The 17943-nt window shown below is 68.6% G+C and carries 15 protein-coding genes; 7 read left to right on the top strand and 8 right to left on the bottom strand.

The genetic code is table 11. The annotated features are described in order from the left end of the window. Positions 1–269 precede the first annotated feature (269 nt). Both ACIBZJ_RS28635 and ACIBZJ_RS28630 read left to right on the top strand, forming a co-directional pair. Positions 270–959, top strand: coding sequence for a hypothetical protein (locus ACIBZJ_RS28635; protein WP_395934956.1), 690 nt, complete (start codon positions 270–272; stop codon positions 957–959). Further along, complete coding sequence (locus ACIBZJ_RS28630) at positions 956–3187, top strand: DEAD/DEAH box helicase (RefSeq protein ID WP_395934954.1); 2232 nt, start codon at positions 956–958, stop codon at positions 3185–3187. Before ACIBZJ_RS28635 ends, ACIBZJ_RS28630 begins: the two co-directional genes overlap by 4 nt. A 64-nt stretch (positions 3188–3251) precedes the next feature. On the opposite strand, the gene msrA is transcribed toward ACIBZJ_RS28630, so the two are convergent. Together msrA and ACIBZJ_RS28620 are read right to left on the bottom strand one after the other, a co-directional pair. Then, complete coding sequence (gene msrA / locus ACIBZJ_RS28625) at positions 3252–3947, bottom strand: peptide-methionine (S)-S-oxide reductase MsrA (protein ID WP_395934952.1); 696 nt, start codon at positions 3945–3947, stop codon at positions 3252–3254. 123 nt (positions 3948–4070) lie between these two features. After that, positions 4071–5477: a PLP-dependent aminotransferase family protein gene (locus ACIBZJ_RS28620; protein WP_395934950.1), complete on the bottom strand. Its 1407-nt coding sequence runs from the start codon at positions 5475–5477 to the stop codon at positions 4071–4073. Positions 5478–5537: 60 nt separating this feature from the next. On the opposite strand from ACIBZJ_RS28620, the gene ACIBZJ_RS28615 reads away from it, so the two are divergent. Genes ACIBZJ_RS28615 through ACIBZJ_RS28605 form a run of 3 tightly spaced genes read left to right on the top strand, consistent with a single transcriptional unit; the run spans position 5538 to position 8696 of the window. After that, the gene (locus ACIBZJ_RS28615) at positions 5538–6191 is read left to right on the top strand and encodes a YitT family protein (protein ID WP_395934948.1); all 654 of its coding nucleotides are present in this window, start codon (positions 5538–5540) and stop codon (positions 6189–6191) included. Between the two features lie 10 nt (positions 6192–6201). Then, complete coding sequence (locus ACIBZJ_RS28610) at positions 6202–7338, top strand: cystathionine gamma-synthase (protein WP_395934946.1); 1137 nt, start codon at positions 6202–6204, stop codon at positions 7336–7338. Continuing rightward, positions 7335–8696 (top strand): amidase, encoded by a 1362-nt coding sequence (locus ACIBZJ_RS28605; protein WP_395934944.1) that lies wholly within the window; start codon positions 7335–7337, stop codon positions 8694–8696. The genes ACIBZJ_RS28610 and ACIBZJ_RS28605 overlap by 4 nt, the downstream gene beginning before the upstream one ends. On the opposite strand, the gene ACIBZJ_RS28600 is transcribed toward ACIBZJ_RS28605, so the two are convergent. Then, a complete protein-coding gene (locus tag ACIBZJ_RS28600; protein ID WP_395934942.1) occupies positions 8689–9252 on the bottom strand; it encodes a DUF2269 family protein in 564 nt (187 codons plus the stop codon). The genes ACIBZJ_RS28605 and ACIBZJ_RS28600 overlap by 8 nt on opposite strands. A gap of 226 nt (positions 9253–9478) precedes the next feature. On the opposite strand from ACIBZJ_RS28600, the gene ACIBZJ_RS28595 reads away from it, so the two are divergent. Then, positions 9479–9901: a hypothetical protein gene (locus ACIBZJ_RS28595; protein ID WP_395934940.1), complete on the top strand. Its 423-nt coding sequence runs from the start codon at positions 9479–9481 to the stop codon at positions 9899–9901. A gap of 14 nt (positions 9902–9915) precedes the next feature. On the opposite strand, the gene ACIBZJ_RS28590 is transcribed toward ACIBZJ_RS28595, so the two are convergent. Genes ACIBZJ_RS28590 through ACIBZJ_RS28580 form a run of 3 tightly spaced genes read right to left on the bottom strand, consistent with a single transcriptional unit; the run spans position 9916 to position 14343 of the window. Further along, on the bottom strand, positions 9916–11919 hold the full coding sequence (locus ACIBZJ_RS28590; RefSeq protein WP_395934938.1) for a VWA domain-containing protein: 2004 nt from the start codon (positions 11917–11919) through the stop codon (positions 9916–9918). Positions 11920–11933: 14 nt separating this feature from the next. After that, positions 11934–13388 (bottom strand): sigma 54-interacting transcriptional regulator, encoded by a 1455-nt coding sequence (locus ACIBZJ_RS28585; protein WP_395934936.1) that lies wholly within the window; start codon positions 13386–13388, stop codon positions 11934–11936. Between the two features lie 40 nt (positions 13389–13428). Continuing rightward, on the bottom strand, positions 13429–14343 hold the full coding sequence (locus tag ACIBZJ_RS28580; protein ID WP_395934934.1) for an anti-sigma factor RsbA family regulatory protein: 915 nt from the start codon (positions 14341–14343) through the stop codon (positions 13429–13431). 267 nt (positions 14344–14610) lie between these two features. On the opposite strand from ACIBZJ_RS28580, the gene ilvA reads away from it, so the two are divergent. Continuing rightward, entirely contained in the window at positions 14611–15816 is a 1206-nt protein-coding gene (gene ilvA / locus ACIBZJ_RS28575) for a threonine ammonia-lyase (protein WP_395934932.1), read from the top strand. Positions 15817–15824: 8 nt separating this feature from the next. Here ilvA and greA read toward each other — a convergent pair whose 3' ends face one another. Together greA and ACIBZJ_RS28565 are read right to left on the bottom strand one after the other, a co-directional pair. Beyond that, complete coding sequence (gene greA / locus ACIBZJ_RS28570) at positions 15825–16325, bottom strand: transcription elongation factor GreA (RefSeq protein WP_395934930.1); 501 nt, start codon at positions 16323–16325, stop codon at positions 15825–15827. A 380-nt stretch (positions 16326–16705) separates the two neighbouring features. Then, positions 16706–17815 carry a hypothetical protein gene (locus ACIBZJ_RS28565; RefSeq protein WP_395934928.1) on the bottom strand — a complete coding sequence of 370 codons (1110 nt, stop codon included), beginning with the start codon at positions 17813–17815 and terminating at the stop codon, positions 16706–16708. Positions 17816–17943: the final 128 nt, after the last annotated feature.

Raw genomic sequence — 17943 nt, 5'->3', positions numbered from 1 at the left:
TACTTCGGATTGATGCGTGGCTAGTATTGATAATCACTTCGCTGGCTGCGTACCTCGTGTCGAAGCGTACACAGGATCGAAATGTAAGCGTTGTCGTGTGTCTCATAGCCGCAACAAACACGGCGACTAATATAGGTGCGGGCTACTTTGGGTCTCAACCTGTGGCTAGCCTTCTTGCGGGACTTGTGGCGGCGGGCGGACTAATCGTCTTGTATGAGCTACAACGTCGTTGGTTGGTCGACAGACGGAAATTCCTAGAGCAGTTGCGCATGGAGATTGCATATGAACAACTTGAAAAGTTGCCAAAAGAGGAGGCTGATCGCCGAGCCGAAGAGATCCTAGAGTACCTGCTGCATGAAAGAAGGGAGATGAGCGTCGAAGAATTGAGTGAGCGGTTTGATAGCTCCTGGCAAACCGTTTGGATATTGTCGATGCTGTTGGCTGACGCAGGCTACGTGACGGTAAGGGGTGTCGCCAATCGCGCAGCTTATGTCAAACCCAACGTCGATACGATTCCTAACCCTCGCGTTGATTCTAATGGTGCGTGGGCAAAGCTAATCGGCCGGAGTCTCCCGCCCATTACATACATCGAGAGACTCGTTTTCGGGGAAGGGTCCACTGTGATCGGCGGCGATCAAAACAACATTGTCGGGTCCAACACGGTCGGCGCGGTAGGTCGCGAGAATCTGGTCGGGAAGGTCGAATCGCAATACTCCGACACAGGCCCGGTGACCATAGACAAGATTATGGAGGTTGTTGACACTGTTGCTAAACAGTTGATGGATCGCGAATCTCAAGAGTTGCGCGACGCCGCACGTGAATTTCAGCTTGCGGGCGACGCGGCCTCCCGACGTCAAGGGCTCCAGCGACTGATGGGCATCGCCTCCTTCCTTGGGCCGGTCGCAGCGCCCTTGCTCCAGATTGTGCGGCTCTACGTTGAAGGCAACGCCGGACAATGAGTGATACAGCTCAAGAACGCGCGGACGACGAACCAACTCGTTCGGAAATTCGCTACCTTATAGGTGCGCTGATTAACGATTTGGCTCCCAGCCTTGATAGAGCGAGGCGTCTTCGTCTTAACGCGGAAGAAGAGCTTTCAGATAGCCTTAGCCGCCGTCGAGAGCTGAAGATTAACAGTCGTCTCCGCTCGTCAACTGTTGAGAGTCTGATCGAGGACTCAAAAATCCCTGCTGACGTTGCAGACGAACTAAGGCGTCGCAACATTGACAACGCTCTCGATATCGCCAACCTCACGGACTCGGCTCTAGAGGCAATACCGAAACTGGGTGCGGCCCGAGTAAAGATTCTCCGGCGGCGAGTGAACGCGTTGGCCAAGGAGCGCGCCACGGATTCCATGATCTCTGGGTCGGTGGACCTGTGGGATGGGGCGGATGAAGCCGTCGGCAGAGCGTTGACGTTTTGGTATCGAATAGGCCAATTGACGGCTTCGTCGAGTGTCCGTGCGCTCGAATTAGTGGTTCGCGATCTCGGGCGGACTTACAGCGCAAGTACCTGGTACCGCTGGTTGCTCCTCGGGCGTCGGCGAAAGGCCCAGATCGCTGGTGAATTCAACGACCTCGCTCGGCGTGCTGTCGGCATTGAGCAGGGCAGCGATTACCAGCGCCTAGCGTCCGACTTAAAGAAGCTAGGCCGAGGCGGCGGTGCCAATTTAGATCGGTCGCTTTGGTCGGAGCGATCAGCTGAATTACTCAGCGAACTGGAGAACTTTCGGGACCGCCAACGGGTGGCGAGAGGGGAGGAGCCTGATCTTGGTTTCCGACTAAGCGAACATGGTCTAAGTCATGGCCTGATTTCGCGGATGAACGCGCTAGAGCTGAATCTTAGCCTTGTCAAGCGGGGTCTTCGACGATACCAGAAGGAGGGTGCACGTTTTGCGCTATGCGCGAATGGCGCCCTCCTAGGGGACGAGATGGGTCTAGGCAAGACCACTCAGGCACTGGCCGCGATCGCGCATTGTTACGCGGCGGAGCAAGAGATTCGGCATATCGTCGTCTGTCCGGCTGCGCTTATCGGCACTTGGGAGGAAGAAGCGTCTGAAGTAGTTCCAGACATACCGGTGCTGCGGTTTCATGGCAAAAGTCGGGATAGCTCCTATGCGCAGTGGGCAGACCGTGGCGGGCTGCTTGTCACGAGCTATGAGCACACGCGGCCCTTACTCGCCAAAGATCCTGCAGATTATGGGATGTTGGTGGTTGACGAAGCTCACCGGATTAAAAGTCCGGACGCTCAGCGGACTAGGAGGGTTGACACTTTATCGAAGGCGGCCAAACGGAAGCTGCTGATGACCGGAACGCCGCTTATTAATGGATTCAGCGACATGCTTACTATATTGGCTGTCGCGGATCCGGCTCTAGCTGCTCAGCTGGCGGCAGATTTCGGGCCGGCCCCTGATCGATTTTCGGATGCCGATCGGATTCAAGTCGCTCTCTCTGAGCACTATCTACGACGAAAACAAGCCGACGTGCTTGGTGAACTCCCACCGCTTCTTATAGAGAAGGTCGAGGTTGACCTGTCGTCACAGGAGCGACAGGAGTATAGCCGACAGGTACGTGCACGAAATTTCATGGGGATGCGGCGCTCGACAACAGTTTGTCCGGGATCGGCAACTGCCAAGATGAGAGAGTTAAAGCAGATCGTTAGCGACGCCGCGGATGCGAATGAGAAGGTTCTGGTTTTTAGCTTCTTCAAGGACGTTCTCGATGAAGCCGCCAGAGTCATTGGGCGCGATGCTTTCCTCATTCATGGCGACTTCTCGCCCTCCGAGAACGCGCGCAGTGAGAGAGACTTTAAGTCCAAGGATGGTTACGCAGCACTGGTAGGCCAGATAAGCATGATGGGCGAGGGAAAGAACCTACAAGAGGCTTCTGTGGTGGTTTTAATGGAGCCGCAACTAGCGCCCGTATACGAGTCGCAAGCGATCGCGCGCGCCCATCGAATGCGGCAGGACAAACGCGTGATTTGTACACGCATGATTGCCCGAGAATCGGTCGATGAGCGGATAGAGGTCAGGTTAAAGGAAAAGCTCCAGCTCATGAACAGCTTCGCGAATGCAAGTGAGCTAGCTGACACGCTATTGAAGGAGCCGCTGCTAGAGATATCCGAGCAAGAACTGATGGAGGATGAGTTGCGTAGATTGGGGATAGACCCCGACCAGGGCCCTAAATAGACAAGCGGGCGGTCCGGCCTCTCGCGAGGCAGTACCGCCCGTCGTCCTGCGGAGAGCTAGCGGGTCAGTGCGTTGAGCCCGGAACCTCTACCTCGGTCTGCGCCGGCATGTTGCCCACACCGATGGGGCAGCTGAGCCCATTGGGGCCATGGTTGCAGTACCCGTAGGGGTTTTTTGCACTTGAGAGATACTGCTGGTGGTAGTTCTCCGCGTAGAAGAACTCACCCAGCGGCTTGATCTCGGTCGTGATCTCACCCAGACCTGCGCCCGTCACCACCGGCTGGAAGGCCACCCGGCTTCCCTCCGCCGCGGCCGCCTGGGCGTCCGTCGTGGTGTAGATCGCCGAGCGGTACTGCGTCCCCCGGTCGTTGCCCTGACGGTTGAGGGTCGTCGGGTCGTGGTTCTCCCAGAACGCCTTGAGCAGCGTCTCGTACGACACCTTGGCCGGGTCGTAGACGACCAGCACGGCCTCGGTATGCCCGGTCATCCCCGAGCAGACCTCCTCGTACGTGGCGTTCGGCGTGTAGCCGCCGGCGTAACCGACGGCGGTCGAGTAGACGCCGGGAATCCGCCAGAAGATGCGCTCGGCGCCCCAGAAACAGCCCATTCCGAAGACGGCGGTCTCGTAGCCGTCCGGCCACGGGCCGGTCAGCGGGGTGTCGAGCACGGTGTGGCGGGCGGCGACCGGCAGCGGCTGCGCCCGGCCGGGGAGCGCGTTCTCCGCGGAAATCAGCTCGGACTTGCTGCGGCCGAACAGCATGGTTTCGCCTCCTGCGATTCAGCGGGGCCGGGTCGTACCGACCCACGTTCATCCGAACACGGAGAACCCATCTCCTGTTCCCGGACGTTCCCGAGCGCGGTGGCCCGAACCTCGGAGAAGGCGCTAGCTCACCCCCCTCAACGGTAGGTCCTGACCCACGGACAGGAAAGCCGCCGCCAGCCGGTCCACGGCCTCGTCCAACTCAAGAACTCCCAGCGTGTACGGCAACCGTACGAACCGCTCGAAAGCCCCGTCCAGTCCGAACCGCGGCCCGGCCGCGAGCGCCACGCCGTGGCGCTCGGCCGAGATCGCCAGCGCCGACGACACCGGCGCCCCCAGGTCCACCCACAGCCCCAGGCCGCCCGACGGCGCGTTCGGCGTCCACGACGGCAGCCGCGATGCCAGCAACCGCACCAGCGCGGAACGGGCCGCCGTCAACGCGTCCCGCCGCACGGCGGCGACCGCGACGGTCTTCGGCACCAGTTCCGCCGCCATCAGCTGCTCCAGGATCGGACTGGCCAGGTCGATCGACGCCCGCGCCGCCGCCACCCGTCGCACCGACCCCGCCGCGCCGCGCAACCAGCCGATTCGCAGCCCGCCCCAGAACATCTTGGTCGAGCCGGTGGCCAGGGCCGCATCGAGGCCGACCGGAGAAACCGCGCCCCCGTCCAGCCACAGCTCGGCGACGGTTTCGTCGATCACCAGCGTGGCCCCGGCGCGCGCGGCGATCTCCACGACCGCGAGTCGATCAGCCGAAGGCATGAACGAGCCGGTGGGATTCTGGAAGTCCGGCATCAGGTACACGACCCGCGGCGCGACCTGCCGGATCGTCGCCGACAGCATCTCCAGGTCCCAGCCGTCGGGACCCAGCGACACCGGCACCGGCCGGCACCCGGCCCCCCGGATCGCCTCCAGCGCGTTCGGATACGTCGGATGCTCCACGACCACCCGATCACCCGGCACGGTGAGCGCACGCAGCGCCAGCGCGAACGCGTGCTGCGCCCCTCCGGTCACCAGCACCTGGTCGGGCGTGGTCGGAGCACCCCGTGCGGTGTACCGCGCGGCCACCGCCTCGCGCAGCACCGACAGTCCCAGCGGGTCGTACCCGTGCGTCGGCAGGTATCGGGTCAGCTGCGTCACCGCCGATTCCGCGGCCGCGTGCAGGAACTCCGCGGGCGCGGCCGGCGCGGCGTGCGCCAGGTCGATGAGGTCGTCGCCGAGCGTCGCGACCGGCCCGGCCGCCGACACCCCCGACGGCGGCAGGTCCGTCCACGTCCCCGACCCCTGCCGGCTGCTCAGGAACCCGTCGTCCCGCAGCCGCGAGTACGCGCCGGCGACCGTGGTGCGCGACACCTCGAGCGCTTCGGCCAGTTCCCGCTCCGCGGGAACCCGCGTGTGCAACGGCACCCGGCCGTCCAGGATGAGCAGGCGAAGGCGGTCCGCGAGCCCGGCATAGGCAGTGGACCCACTCCGCCAGTCGCCCAGCAGGCGTACCAGGTGCGGGCCATTGATCCGCCGGTCGGTGTTCACCAGTCCACTATCCTGCAATTGGCTCTTGGATAGAAGGCCAATCCGGGGGACGGTAAGGCCATGCTTCCGCCCGATCATCGCCCCCGCCGACTGTTCCAGCTCTACCTCGGCCTCGCCCTCTACGGCTTCTCGATGGCCCTGATGATCCGCGCGAACCTCGGTCTGGACCCCTGGGACGCCTTCCACCAGGGCATCGCCGAACACGTTCCCTGGAGCTTCGGCACGGTCACGATCGTCGTCGGCGCCGCGGTACTGCTGCTCTGGATCCCGCTGCGGCAGCGTCCGGGCTTGGGCACGATCAGCAACGTCGTGGTGATCGGTCTCGCGGTCGACGCTTCCCTCTGGCTCCTTCCGACGATGACCTGGACGCCGGGCCGCTGGACGTTCATGATCGCCGCCATTCTCCTGAACGGCGTCGCCGGAGGCTGCTACATCGGCGCCGGGCTGGGCCCCGGACCGCGCGACGGCCTGATGACCGGCCTGGTCCGCAAGACCGGCGGATCGGTCCGTGTGATCCGCACCGGCATCGAGCTCACCGTGCTGGCGATCGGCTGGCTCCTCGGCGGCAGTGTGGGCATCGGCACGATTGCCTACGCTCTGTTCATCGGCCCGGTCGTCCATGTGACGTTGCCGCTGCTCACGGTGGCCGGCCCCGAGGTGTCCGCCGAAGAGGGACCCCGAGCCGACGACGGCGGGTTACCGGCCGCGGCCTAGGCTCGTGTCCATGACCGGTTTCGAGACGCTCGCCATCCACGCCGGGCAGGAGCCCGACCCGACGACCGGTGCGGTCGTCCCCCCGCTGCACCTGTCCTCGACGTTCAAACAGGACGGCGTCGGTGGCCTGCGCGGCGGCTACGAGTACGCACGCAGCGGCAACCCGACGCGACAGGCACTCGAAGAGTGCCTCGCCGCGCTCGAGGGCGGCTCGAAAGCGTTCGCGTTCGCCTCCGGTCTCGCGGCCGAAGACACGCTGCTCCGGTCGGTCGCGCGCCCCGGCACGCACGTGGTCCTGCCGAACGACGCCTACGGCGGCAGCTACCGCCTCATCGCGGGGGTCCTGTCGAACTGGGGCATCACGCACACGTCGGTCGACCTTTCCGATCTGGACGCCGTCCGGGCCGCGATCCGCCCGGAAACCAAGGTCGTCTGGTGCGAGACGCCGACGAACCCGTTGCTCGGCATCGCCGACATCGCGGCGCTGGCCGGTATGGCGCACGACGCGGGCGCGCTGCTGGTCGTCGACAACACGTTCGCCTCGCCGTACCTGCAGCAGCCGCTGACGCTCGGCGCGGACGCGGTCGTGCACTCGACCACGAAATACCTCGGCGGTCATTCCGACGTCGTCGGCGGGGCGCTCGTCGTGAACGACGCGGAGCTGGCCGAGAAGGTCGGCTACCACCAGAACGCGGTCGGAGCGATCGCCGGTCCGTTCGACTCCTGGCTGACGCTGCGCGGCATCAAGACGCTCGCGGTGCGGATGGAGCGGCACTGCGACAACGCCGAGCGCATCGTCGAGGTGCTGCAGAACCACGCGGCGGTCGCGGCCGTCCGCTACCCGGGCCTGCCCGGCCACCCGGGGCACGAGACCGCGGCCAAGCAGATGCGTCGCTTCGGCGGGATGGTCGCGGTTCAGCTCGTGGGCGGCCTCGGGAAGGCGCTCGACGTCGTCTCGAAGACCCAGGTGTTCACGCTGGCCGAGTCGCTCGGCGGCGTCGAGTCGCTGATCGAGCACCCGGGCAAGATGACCCACCAGAGCGTCGCGGGCTCCCCGCTGGAGGTCCCGGACGACCTGATTCGGCTGTCGGTCGGAATCGAGAACGTCGACGACCTGATCGGTGACCTGCTCCAGGCCCTGGGATGAGCGACCCGTCCGATCCCGCGGCCGGGTTCGGCCCCGGGGCCACGGCGGCCGACATCGCGGACGCGGTGCGCGCCGGCCGGGTCACGGCTCGCGCCGTGGTGGCGGCGCACCTCGCGTACATCGACCGCGTCGACCCCACCTACGGCGCGTTCCGCCGCGTCCGCGCGGCCGAGGCGCTCGACGAGGCCGACGAGGTCGACCGACGCGCCGACCGGGGCCCGCTGGCCGGCGTTCCGGTCGCGATCAAGGACCACGTCGACGTCACCGGCGAGGTCCGTGCCGACGGCTCCCTGGCCACGTCCAGGCAGCCCGCCACCGAAGACCACCCGCTCGTCGCCCGCTGGCGCGCGGCCGGCGCGGTCGTCGTCGGGCTCACCCGAGTGCCCGAGCTGTGCGTCTTCCCGACCAGCGACGACCCGGAGGGCATCGCCCGCAGCCCGTGGGACCTCCGCTACAGCGCCGGTGGCTCGTCCGGCGGCGCCGCCGCGGCCGTCGCGGCCAAGATGGTGCCGCTCGCGCACGGCAGCGACGGCATGGGCTCGATCCGGATCCCGGCCGCGTGCTGCGGCCTGGTCGGCCTCAAGCCCGGTGCGGGCGTCACCCCGCACGTCGACGGCGAAGGCTGGCTCGGCCTGTCCGAGCACGGAGTCCTCGCGACCACGGTCACCGACGCCGCACTCGGCCTCGGCGTGATGGCCGGCACCCCGATCGGCATCACCGCACCCGGCCGGCTGCGGATCGCACTCTCCTCCCGCAGCCCGGTCGTGTTCGCCCCGCCCGACGCCGAGACCGTCCGGGCGCTGCACCGCGTCGGCCGTGCGCTCGCCGCGGCCGGCCACGACACGGTCGGCCGGCACCCGAAGATCCCGGCCTCCCTGCAGACGCTCGCCGGTGCTTACTGGACCGGCGCCACCGCGTCCGACGTCCCCGCGAACCTCGACGAGTCGAAACTCCAGCCGCGTACGCGCAAGCACGTCGAACTGGGCCGCCGGGCCCTGCGGGCCGGACTCGTCAGCGAGAACGGCCGCGACCGGTGGCGGCAGCGCGCGGTGGCGTTCTTCGAGGACGTCGACCTGCTGGTCACTCCGGTGCTGGCCCGCGCCCCGCTCCGGGCCGAGGCCTGGTCGACGAAGTCGTGGTGGGCGAACGCGCAGCTCTCGAGCCGGCTCGCGCCCTACCCGGGGATGTGGAACCTGGCCTCGCTACCGGCGCTCGCGGTGCCGGCCGGGGTCCGGAACGACGGGGCGCCGGCGTCCGTGCAGCTGGTCGGGCCGCCCGGCAGCGAAGACCGGCTGCTGGGCGTGGCCGCTCAGCTCGCCGAGGTGCTGCCCTGGTCTAGGCATCCGGAACTCACTTGAACGGACGGACCACCATGAAGATCACGATGATGACCAGCAGCAGCGCGACGATGCCGCTGGACGCCGCCACCCGCCCGTAGGCCGCGTCGAGCTTCCGGCGCGCTTCGACGTCGATCGTCGCCGTGTCGGTGCCGGCGGGCTCCGGGATCTCGGGGGACGCCGGGTTCGTCGGGTCGGTCACGTCGCCCAGCGTGGGCGCGGTCAGCGGCGTCGCGGGCGTGGAGGTGGCCGCGTCCAGCAGGCGGGCCGCGCCGGTCAGCCCCGGTGCGACGACCGCGATCCCGAGCAGCAGCGCGATGACGTACAGCGTGGTCGAGATGACGATCCAGGCGTCGCCGTAGGACCATTTGTCGTTGCCGACCGCGGTGAGTACGAAGCCCAGCCCGGCCACGATCAGCGACAGCAGCGTGTAGAGCGTCGTGGTGCGGGCGGCCTCGTGGACACCCCGGGCGTCGTGCCGACGGATCGCACGCATGCCCAGCATCGGGGCGATCGCCATCGGCCCGATCAGGAAGACCGCGGCCAGCACGTGCAGGGTCAACACGAACTTCGTCATGGGCGTCACCGTACCCAGGTGTGGTGCTCGTAATGCGTGTGGTGGGGCCTGTGAATTCGGCCTCCGAACCCTACTCGCCGGTATTACTGTGAGCGCCGTTCACACGAGACCGGGAGGGCGAACGATGCGAGCAGCACCGCCGCCTCCCGAGCTGACGGTGCGGCCGACCCGTAGCCAGGAACGGCGGCAGCGGAGACGGCGCCGTCGTGTCGTGAGGATCAGCACAGTGGCGGTTTTCGCCGCGGTGGTCGTGTGCGCGGTCAGCGTGGTGTTCCTCTATCGCACCGGCACGCAGGGGCCGGCGACACCGCGTGCGGCGGCCGACCAGATGTTGCGCAGCATGGGGAAGAACAGCATCAACGAGTTCGAGCAGTCGCTGTGCGAGCCCAAGCGCAACCAGGCGGGCGCGATCCTGCGCGAGTTCAACAGCGGCCTGGTCGAGTACGGCCAGACGCTCGACGACCTCACCTGGCGCGTCACCAAGGAGACGAACGTGAGCCGGGACGAGGTCTCCCTCGATCTCGACGTCACGCTCGCCACCCTCGAGACCCGCACCGGCAAACGCGACCGCCGCCCGTTCCCGATGCGCCTCCAGGCCCTCCAAGACCACGGTTGGTACATCTGCACCATCAAGATCCTGGCCTTGTGAGCGGCGGAAGCGCGCTAGCGGCGGCGGCCGGAGGCTATGGCGGTTCGGCGTTTGAGGAAGTCGCTGACCACGTATTCGCCCAGGTTCTCGGCGTCCGACGTGAAGATCCGGCCACCGTTGCGGCGAGCGACCTCGGTCATGAAGTCGATCAGCCGCGGGTCTTCACCCAGCATGAACACGTTGATCGCGACCCCGGCCCGGGTCGCCCGGTCCACTTCGGCCAGCGTCAGCGCGAGCGTCTCCGGCATCGGCGGCCACATGAACACGGCCTCGCCGTCGCGCTCCAGGTGCGCGGTCGGCTCGCCGTCGGTGACCACCAGCAGAATCGGCTCGGCGTCGCTGTGCCGGGCCAGGTGACGGCGCGCCAGCATCAGCGCGTGCTGCAGGTTCGTGCCCTGCACCGGGTCGAAGTCGAGCCCGGCCAGCTCGGCCGGGCGCAGCGTCCGCGCGTACTGGCTGAACCCGATCAGCTCGATCGAGTCCTGCGGATACCGCGTCGTGACCAGGTGGTGCAACGCCAGCGCGGTCGACTTCGCCGGGCCCCACGTCCCGTTCAACTCCATCGAGTACGACAGGTCGACGAGCAGTGCCACCGCGGCCCGCGATCGCCGCTCGGTCTCCACGACCTCGAAGTCGTCCACGGTGAGCCGGACCCCGCTGGACGACGGACCGGCGCGCAACACCGCGTTCCGCACGGTCCGGACCACGTCCAGCGGCTGGGTGTCGCCGAATTCCCAGGTCCGGCTGCTGCCGGTCAGCTCACCCGCGGCTCCGGCGTCCGGGATGTCGTGGTCTCCGCGCGGCCCGTCGTGCAGCTGCGCGAACACCCGCTTCAGCGCCGTCGCGCCCAGTCGTCGCAGCGCTTTCGGCGCCAGCTCCAGAGACCCGTTCCGGTTCTGCAGCCACCCCTGGCGCGACAGCTCGCGTTCGATCCGGCGCAGGTTGTTCAGGTCGTCGACGGCTTCCCGTCCCAGCGCGCGCTGCACCAGCTCTTCGTCGACGTCCTCCAGCCCGGCCCCGGCGTACTGCTGACCGAGCTGACGATCCAGCGATTCGACGTCCGAGAGCTCGGCGACGGCGCTGGTGGCGTCGCCCATGCCCAGGCCCTCCTGGCCCTGCATCCGTGGGTCGCCACCCCACCGCAGGTCGGGCCGGGCCGCACGGAGCTGCTGGTTGAGCCGCTCCATCTCGGCCGAGAGCCCGAGGTCACCGCCGAGCATCTGGTCCATCAGGTCACCCAGCTCGGCGCGCTGTTCGGCGGTGAGGCCGTCCATCATTCGCTGGGAGGCCGCCGCCCGCCGGGCCAGCTGGTCGATCAGCTCGTCGATGCTGTTCGGCCGCTCCGGGAAGAACTCGCCGTGCTTGTCGAGGAACTGGTCGAGATCGGCCTGCGACGCCTCGCCGCGCGCGTGCTTCGACAGCAGGTCGTTCAGGTCCGCCATCATGTCGCGCACCCGCTGCATGTCCTCCGGGGAGGCGTTCTGCAGCGCGTTCTTCATGCCGGCGAACTGGGAGTCGAGCACCTCCCGGCGCAGGAGATCCTGGATCTCCTGGTACTTCTGCGCGGCCTCCGGCGACTTCCACTGCCGGTCGGCCAGCGCTCGGACCGCACTCGCCGTTTCGCTCGGCAGAGCGTCCAGCTCGGCTTCTTCGAACCGCGCCAGGTCGTCCGGATCAGCGAACAACGTACGCTTCTCCGCTTCGAGAGCCTGGTCGAGCAGTTCCCGGACCTGGTCCAGGGTGCCGTCCAGGCGCCCGGAGCGGCGCAGTTGCTCGCGACGGCGGCGCAGTTGCCGACGCAGGTCGTCGAGGCCGGACAGGCCGTCCCGGCCGCGTTGCAGCAACCGACGCAGTGCGTCGGTCGGAGTGGAACCGGCGAGGATGTCGTCGCCGATCCCGTCCAATGCTTCGCGGACGTCGAACGGAGGTGCCAGCGGGTCGGCCCCGCCGGCCCAGCGGCCGTAGCGGTAGCCGGGGCGGCGGCGGGGGTTGGAGGGTTCCAGCGGTTCAGCGCTCATGAAAACTGCCCCCGTCAGGAGCCATACAGTGTCTGACCTTCGGCGACGTCTTTGGCCAACCGACGGTTGAGGTGCAGGCCCTCCATCGCGAATTCGATCGCGGCGGCGGCCTGGCCGGGAGACTCGGCGCCGTCCGGCACCCCGAGCCGTTCCAGGATCTGAGCCAGGCCGGGGACGGTCCCCAGCTGGTGGAGCAGGTCGGCCGCGGCGACGTTCTCACCCGCCATCACGGTGCTGCCGCCCTCGAACTTGGTCTGCAGACCGGAGAGGTCGACGCCCGCCAAGTAGCGGCGGAACGTGCGGGCCACGGCCCGTCGGAGCAAGTGGTCGAGGACCTCGACCTCGCGGCCGTCCTCCAGATCGCCGGAGAGGTCGGCGAACTCGACCTTCCCGCGGCTCGCCGGAACCACCGACGGCAGATCGCAGACCCGGGCGACCGGCGTCTCGCCGGTCTTCGCCGCGCGGCGGACCGCCGAGGCGGCCACCGTCTCCAGCGCCGCGATCGCGAACCGGGCCGAGACACCGGACCGCTGGTCGACCTGCGGGGCCTCGCGGACCTCGCGGGTGAAGCGGCCGATGATCTCGCGCAGGTGCTCGGGCACGACCGGCTCGCCCAGCGGTTCGTCCGGCCAGCTGACCAGCGCCTCCTGCTGGATGACGGCCAGTTCGCCGGCCAGGTCGAGCGGGTAGTGGGTACGGATCTCGGCCCCGAAGCGGTCCTTCAGCGGGGTGATGATGCGGCCCCGGTTCGTGTAGTCCTCCGGGTTCGCGCTGGCCACCACGAGGAGGTCGAGCGGCAGCCGCAGGGTGTAGCCACGGACCTGGATATCGCGCTCCTCGAGCACGTTGAGCAGCGCCACCTGGATACGTTCGGCCAGGTCAGGCAGTTCGTTCACCGCGATGATGCCGCGGTTGGTGCGGGGGATGAGTCCGTAGTGGATGGTCTCCGGATCGCCGAGCGTCCGGCCTTCGGCGACCTTGATCGGATCGACGTCGCCGATCAGGTCACCGACGGAGGTGTCAGGGGTGGCGAGCTTCTCGCCGAACCGCAGCGAGCGGTGCAACCACTCGACCGGGGTCTCGTCGCCGAGTTCGGCGACGAGGTTCTGCCCGTACACGCTGATCGGCGCGAACGGATGGTCGTTGAGTTCGGAACCGGCGATGACCGGCGTCCACTCGTCGAGCAGGGAGACCAGCGCCCGGATCAGGCGCGTCTTGCCCTGGCCGCGTTCGCCGAGCAGCACCAGGTCGTGGCCGGCGAGCAGCGCACGCTCGAGTTCGGGTAGGACCGTGTCGTCGAATCCGAGGATTCCGGGAACGGAGGGTTCGCCTGCGCGCAGGCGGGCCAGCAGGTTGTGCCGGATCTCGGCTTTCACGCCGCGGTACGGGGTCCCGACGTCCCGCAGGGCGCCGAGAGTGGTGGGTTCGGGCCGGGCTTCCGCCTCGGCCGCCGAGGCATCACGCGTCACAGTTCGACGCTACGTCGGAATCCGGTGGCTGGCGAGACGATCAGGCGGACGAGACCGAGCGCACCAATTGCACGGTTGCACCACCGTTGTTATGGATAGTGACGCGTTCGCAGATCTGCCGGGCCAGCCAGAGACCCCGTCCGCGCTCCTGCGCGGTGCCCGGCGGGCGGTAGCCGGCGATCAGCGGGTTGCCGATCGGCAACGCGCTGCGGACCTCGCAGAACAGCACGTCCGCCTCCGACCAGAAGCGGCCGGTGCCCCGTCCGCCGCCGTGCTCGACCGCGTTGCTGGCGATCTCGTAGATCGCGATCAGGAACTCGTGGGCGTCGTCTTCGACCATGCCGGAGTCGAGTGCCCAGGCCAGCGCGGTCTTGCGGACGGCGGGGATCTCGGCCGCACCGAACTCGATCGTGGTCGCGTCGGCGGGCACGCTCAGGCGGTCGGGCTGCGGGGCCGCGGCCAGGAAATCACCGGTCTCGACGTACCCGTCGGAGTCGCGCACGCCGGCCGCCTCCAGCGTCGAGGGGTGGGTGTGCCGGGCGGTGCCCAGGACGTCGTCCGGAAGGCGGCCCGAGTCGTACGCGCAGCACAGGTCCACCGACAGGCCCGAGAGCGCCATGTTCAGCACCGACTCGTACCGCTCCCAGTCGGCCACCGTGGCGGCGTCGTCCCAGCGCAGCTCGACCAGGGCGCGGAGCCGGCGCCCACTGCGGGCGGCGCGTTCGGCCCGGCGCGCGTAGGAGCCGATCGTCCAGGCCGGGACACGGTGCCAGCTCCGGTCGTCCACGACTTCGACGCGCTCGGCCAGCGGGCCCAGAGCGACCGCCAGGTCGCCGGCCCGGGGAGTGGCGAGCAGCACCGTGTCGCCGCCGTCGAGACCCCGGCGGACGAAGTCGTGCGCACTGCGGAGGAACTCGTCCGGGGAGGAGTAGACGAGAGCGGAGTGACCTAGCATCGGGCCTGCGCCTGGGGAGGGTTCGCCGTCGATCTGCGTCGCTGTCAAGGCCGGACCGAAGCGATCAGGGGCAGGAGAACCCGCGGAATGCCCTCTCCCGCTGAGCACACAGTCTTCTCCCGCCAGTCGGCTCCCAGATGCACCGGCACTACCCGCGTACCGAATTCTCAACCCACACCCGGTGCCGGTCAGGGTAACCACTGTTCGCTCGCGGTCGCACCACACCCTCCGGACGGCACCCGCGTGGTGGCTGGCACGATCGGCTCCATGACCGCGCTGGTGACCGTGGACGACGTCCGTGCGGCGCAGGACGTCCTCGCCGGTGTGGTGCGTCGCACACCGCTGGAACCGTCGGCGCCGCTCTCCGCGCTGGTCGGCGGCCCGGCGTTGCTGAAGTGCGAGAACCTGCAGCATGCGGGTTCGTTCAAGCCACGCGGCGCCTATCTGAGGCTGGTGCGGCTCTCGCCCGCCGAGCGGGCCCGCGGCGTGGTCGCGGCCAGCGCGGGCAATCACGCGCAGGGCGTCGCGCTCGCCGCCCGCCTGGTCGGGACGCACGCCACCGTGTTCATGCCGGTCGGTGCCTCCCTGCCGAAGGTCGCGGCCACCCGTGGGTACGGCGCCACGGTCGAACTGGTCGGCGACGATCTGGCCGAGGCGATGGCGGCGGCGACCGCGTTCGCCGAGGAACGGGACGCCGTTTACATCCACCCGTTCGACCACCCGGACGTCGTCGCCGGGCAGGGCACGGTCGGGCTGGAGATCCTCGAGCAGTGCCCGGACGTCGCCACGGTGGTCGTCGCGGCCGGTGGCGGTGGGCTGGTCGCCGGTATCGCGGCCGTGCTGGCCGCGGAGCGTCCGTCGGCGCGGCTGGTCGCGGTGCAGGCGGCGGGCGCCGCCGCGGTACCGCCGTCGCTGGCGGCCGGGCACCCGGTCTCGCTCGCCGACCTCCGGACGATGGCCGACGGCATCGCGGTCGGACGCCCCGGTGAGCTGACGCTCGCGCACATCCAGGCCCAGGTGGACGAGGTGCGCACGGTCAGCGAGGAGCAGATATCGCGGGCGCTGCTGTTCGGCCTCGAGTGGGCGAAGATGGTCGTCGAGCCGGCCGGAGCGGCGGCGCTCGCGGCCGTGCTGGCCGAGCCCACCGCGTTCGAGCCGCCGGTGGTCGTGGTGCTGTCGGGCGGCAACATCGACCCGTTGTTGCTGCTGCGGGTGATCGAGCACGGGATGGCGTCGGCCGGGCGCTACCTGGATCTCCGGGTCCGGTTCGAGGACCGCCCGGGCATGCTGGCCGGTCTGCTCGGGGTGCTGGCCCGGGAGCGGGCGAACGTCCTGGACATCGCGCACGTCCGCCACGACGCGGCACTGCGGATGGGTGACGTCGAGGTGTCGCTGACCGTGGAGACCGACGGCCCCGACCACTCGCACCGGGTGAAGAGTGCGCTCCGGGCCGCCGGCTACTCGGTGGACTAGAACCGGCCTCAGCCCGCGAACGGCTCCAGCTTCGCGACCGTGACGTTGATCGTGCGGCCGTTGGGCGCTTCGTACGACACCTTGTCGCCGGGCTTGTGGTCGAGGATCGCGGCGCCGAGCGCGGACTCGGGGGAGTACACGGTCAGGTCCGTGGTCGACGAGATCTCGCGGGAGCCGAGCAGGAACGTCTCGGCGTCGTCCGGGTCGTCGTCGAAGTGCACGGTGATCACCGTGCCGAGCGCGACGACGGTCGCCGTGGTGGGCGCCTCGCCGACGCGGGCACTGCGGAGCAGGTCTTCGAGCTGCCGGATCCGGCCCTCCTGCTTGCCCTGCTCCTCCTTGGCGGCGTGGTAGCCGCCGTTCTCCTTGAGGTCGCCCTCTTCGCGGCGCGCGTTGATCTCCGCCGCGATCACCGTGCGGTTGTTCTTGAGCTCCTCGAGCTCGGCCTTCAGCCGGTCGAACGCCTCCTGTGTGAGCCAGGTTGCGCGCGCCTCATCGGTCGTAGACACGGGTGCTCCTCGGGGGTCAATGGATAGGTGGGGGGTGAAACAGAAACTCAAAGGATAGCCCGGTACGAACTTTCCGGGCCGGGCTCAGGGAAGCCCAGTGCAGTCGGGTGGTTACGCAGCCGAACTAGTCGACCGGTAGACAGACCGAGCTCATCCCCGCCAGGAACGACATTTTTCGTCGTGTCCTGGCGTGATCGCCGGTCTTCTTTCTCACCACGCTTCGACTACCTCTTCTCGTCGCCTCAGGAGGACGCCTCCCGAGGCGGCCGGACGTCCAGGATGACATCCCGTTGCCACTCGGTTCAACGATTGGCGCGTCGGGAAGTGCCCACTGGTCGCTTCACTACCCACTTCGATGTGGCCAAACCCGGAGTAACCGCTCAGGGACAATCCGTGGCGCTGGGGGTGGGCTCGGGCTCGGGCTCCTCCGAGCCGGTCTCGTCCGGCTCGTCCGGGTCTTCGGTCGGGTCGGCCTCGGTGCTCGCTGCCGTCGTCGCGGAGGCGACCCCGGCGGAATCGTCGGCCAGCAGGTTCGTGACGGCGGTGCAGGCAGCGGGTGTGCGGGTCGGGTGTCCGCCCGGCCGGGTGGGACGGGTCGGCCGGGTCGGGCGGCTGGTGCGTGGGGGGTTCCCACCGTTGCCGACCCCGCCGGAGTCGAGTTCGTCGGTCTCGTCGCCGGTGCCGTCTCCGTTACCGTCCGGTGCTCCCGGGGGCGGCTGCTGGGCCACGCCGGGCGTCCGGGTGGGGACGCCGCCGGGAGTGGGAGACGTGGCCGGCCGCTCGACGACGTCCCGGCCAGGGCCGGGCGTCGGCCGCGGCGGGTCGATCGGCTGACCGTCGGGCCCGAGGGAGGTGCCCGGCGAAACCGCGGAGAGCGGCGGCACACCGCGGTCGGCGGTGCTGTCGGGCTGCGCGTGCAACATCGCCAGCGTGACGCCGAGGACGCCGACCGCGAGCGTCATGCCGGCCGTCGAGAGCCCCAGGCGCACCGGCGACGCCACCGGGTCCGGCGGCCGGTGCCGGCCGGTGTAGCCGCGCCGGGCGATCGTCGAGCGTTCGCCGCGGAGGGCGGGCAGGTTGTCGGACCGGGGGACGAGTGCCAGCGGGCGGTCACGGTGGTCGACGGTTTCGGTGACGTCCCGGACGGCGGGCAGATCGACGGTGGTGGCGTCGCCGCCGCGGGGGTCCGGTGCCCCGCCCAGGACGGGCAGCGAGTCCGTCGTGCTGTCGAGAGGGCCCTTCTCGATCTCGCGCAGCTCCGGCGACCAGGCCGGGAGCGGGAGACGTCCGGACCACATCGCGGCCGGCGGTTCGGTCTCGACCGGCGGAAACTCTTCGGTGACGGCCTCGTCGGGGGAGTCCTCGGCCGCGCGGGCGCGGGCCCAGTAGAGCGGGTCGGTCTTCGCGACCGAGTGGCGCGAGCCGCCGCCCCGGCGGCGCGCCGAACCGCCCCCGTGACCGGGAGTGGAGGGGTCGTGCCGTGCGGCCATGGCTGAGCGTCTCCCGGCAGTGTCAACGTGCGGAACACGATGTTCCGCACCTGCCAGGGAACCCCGGGATTCCGCCCGCGGCGAGGCTCCTGTCCGGATGCGACCCCGCTACCCGATCTCGGAGTCCG

Origin of the sequence: Cryptosporangium sp. NPDC051539 (assembly GCF_044454545.1) — a bacterium.
Classification (GTDB): domain Bacteria; phylum Actinomycetota; class Actinomycetes; order Mycobacteriales; family Cryptosporangiaceae; genus Cryptosporangium.
The sequence above is the reverse complement of the archived record's forward strand: the minus strand, read 5'-3'. Positions and strand labels throughout refer to the sequence as shown.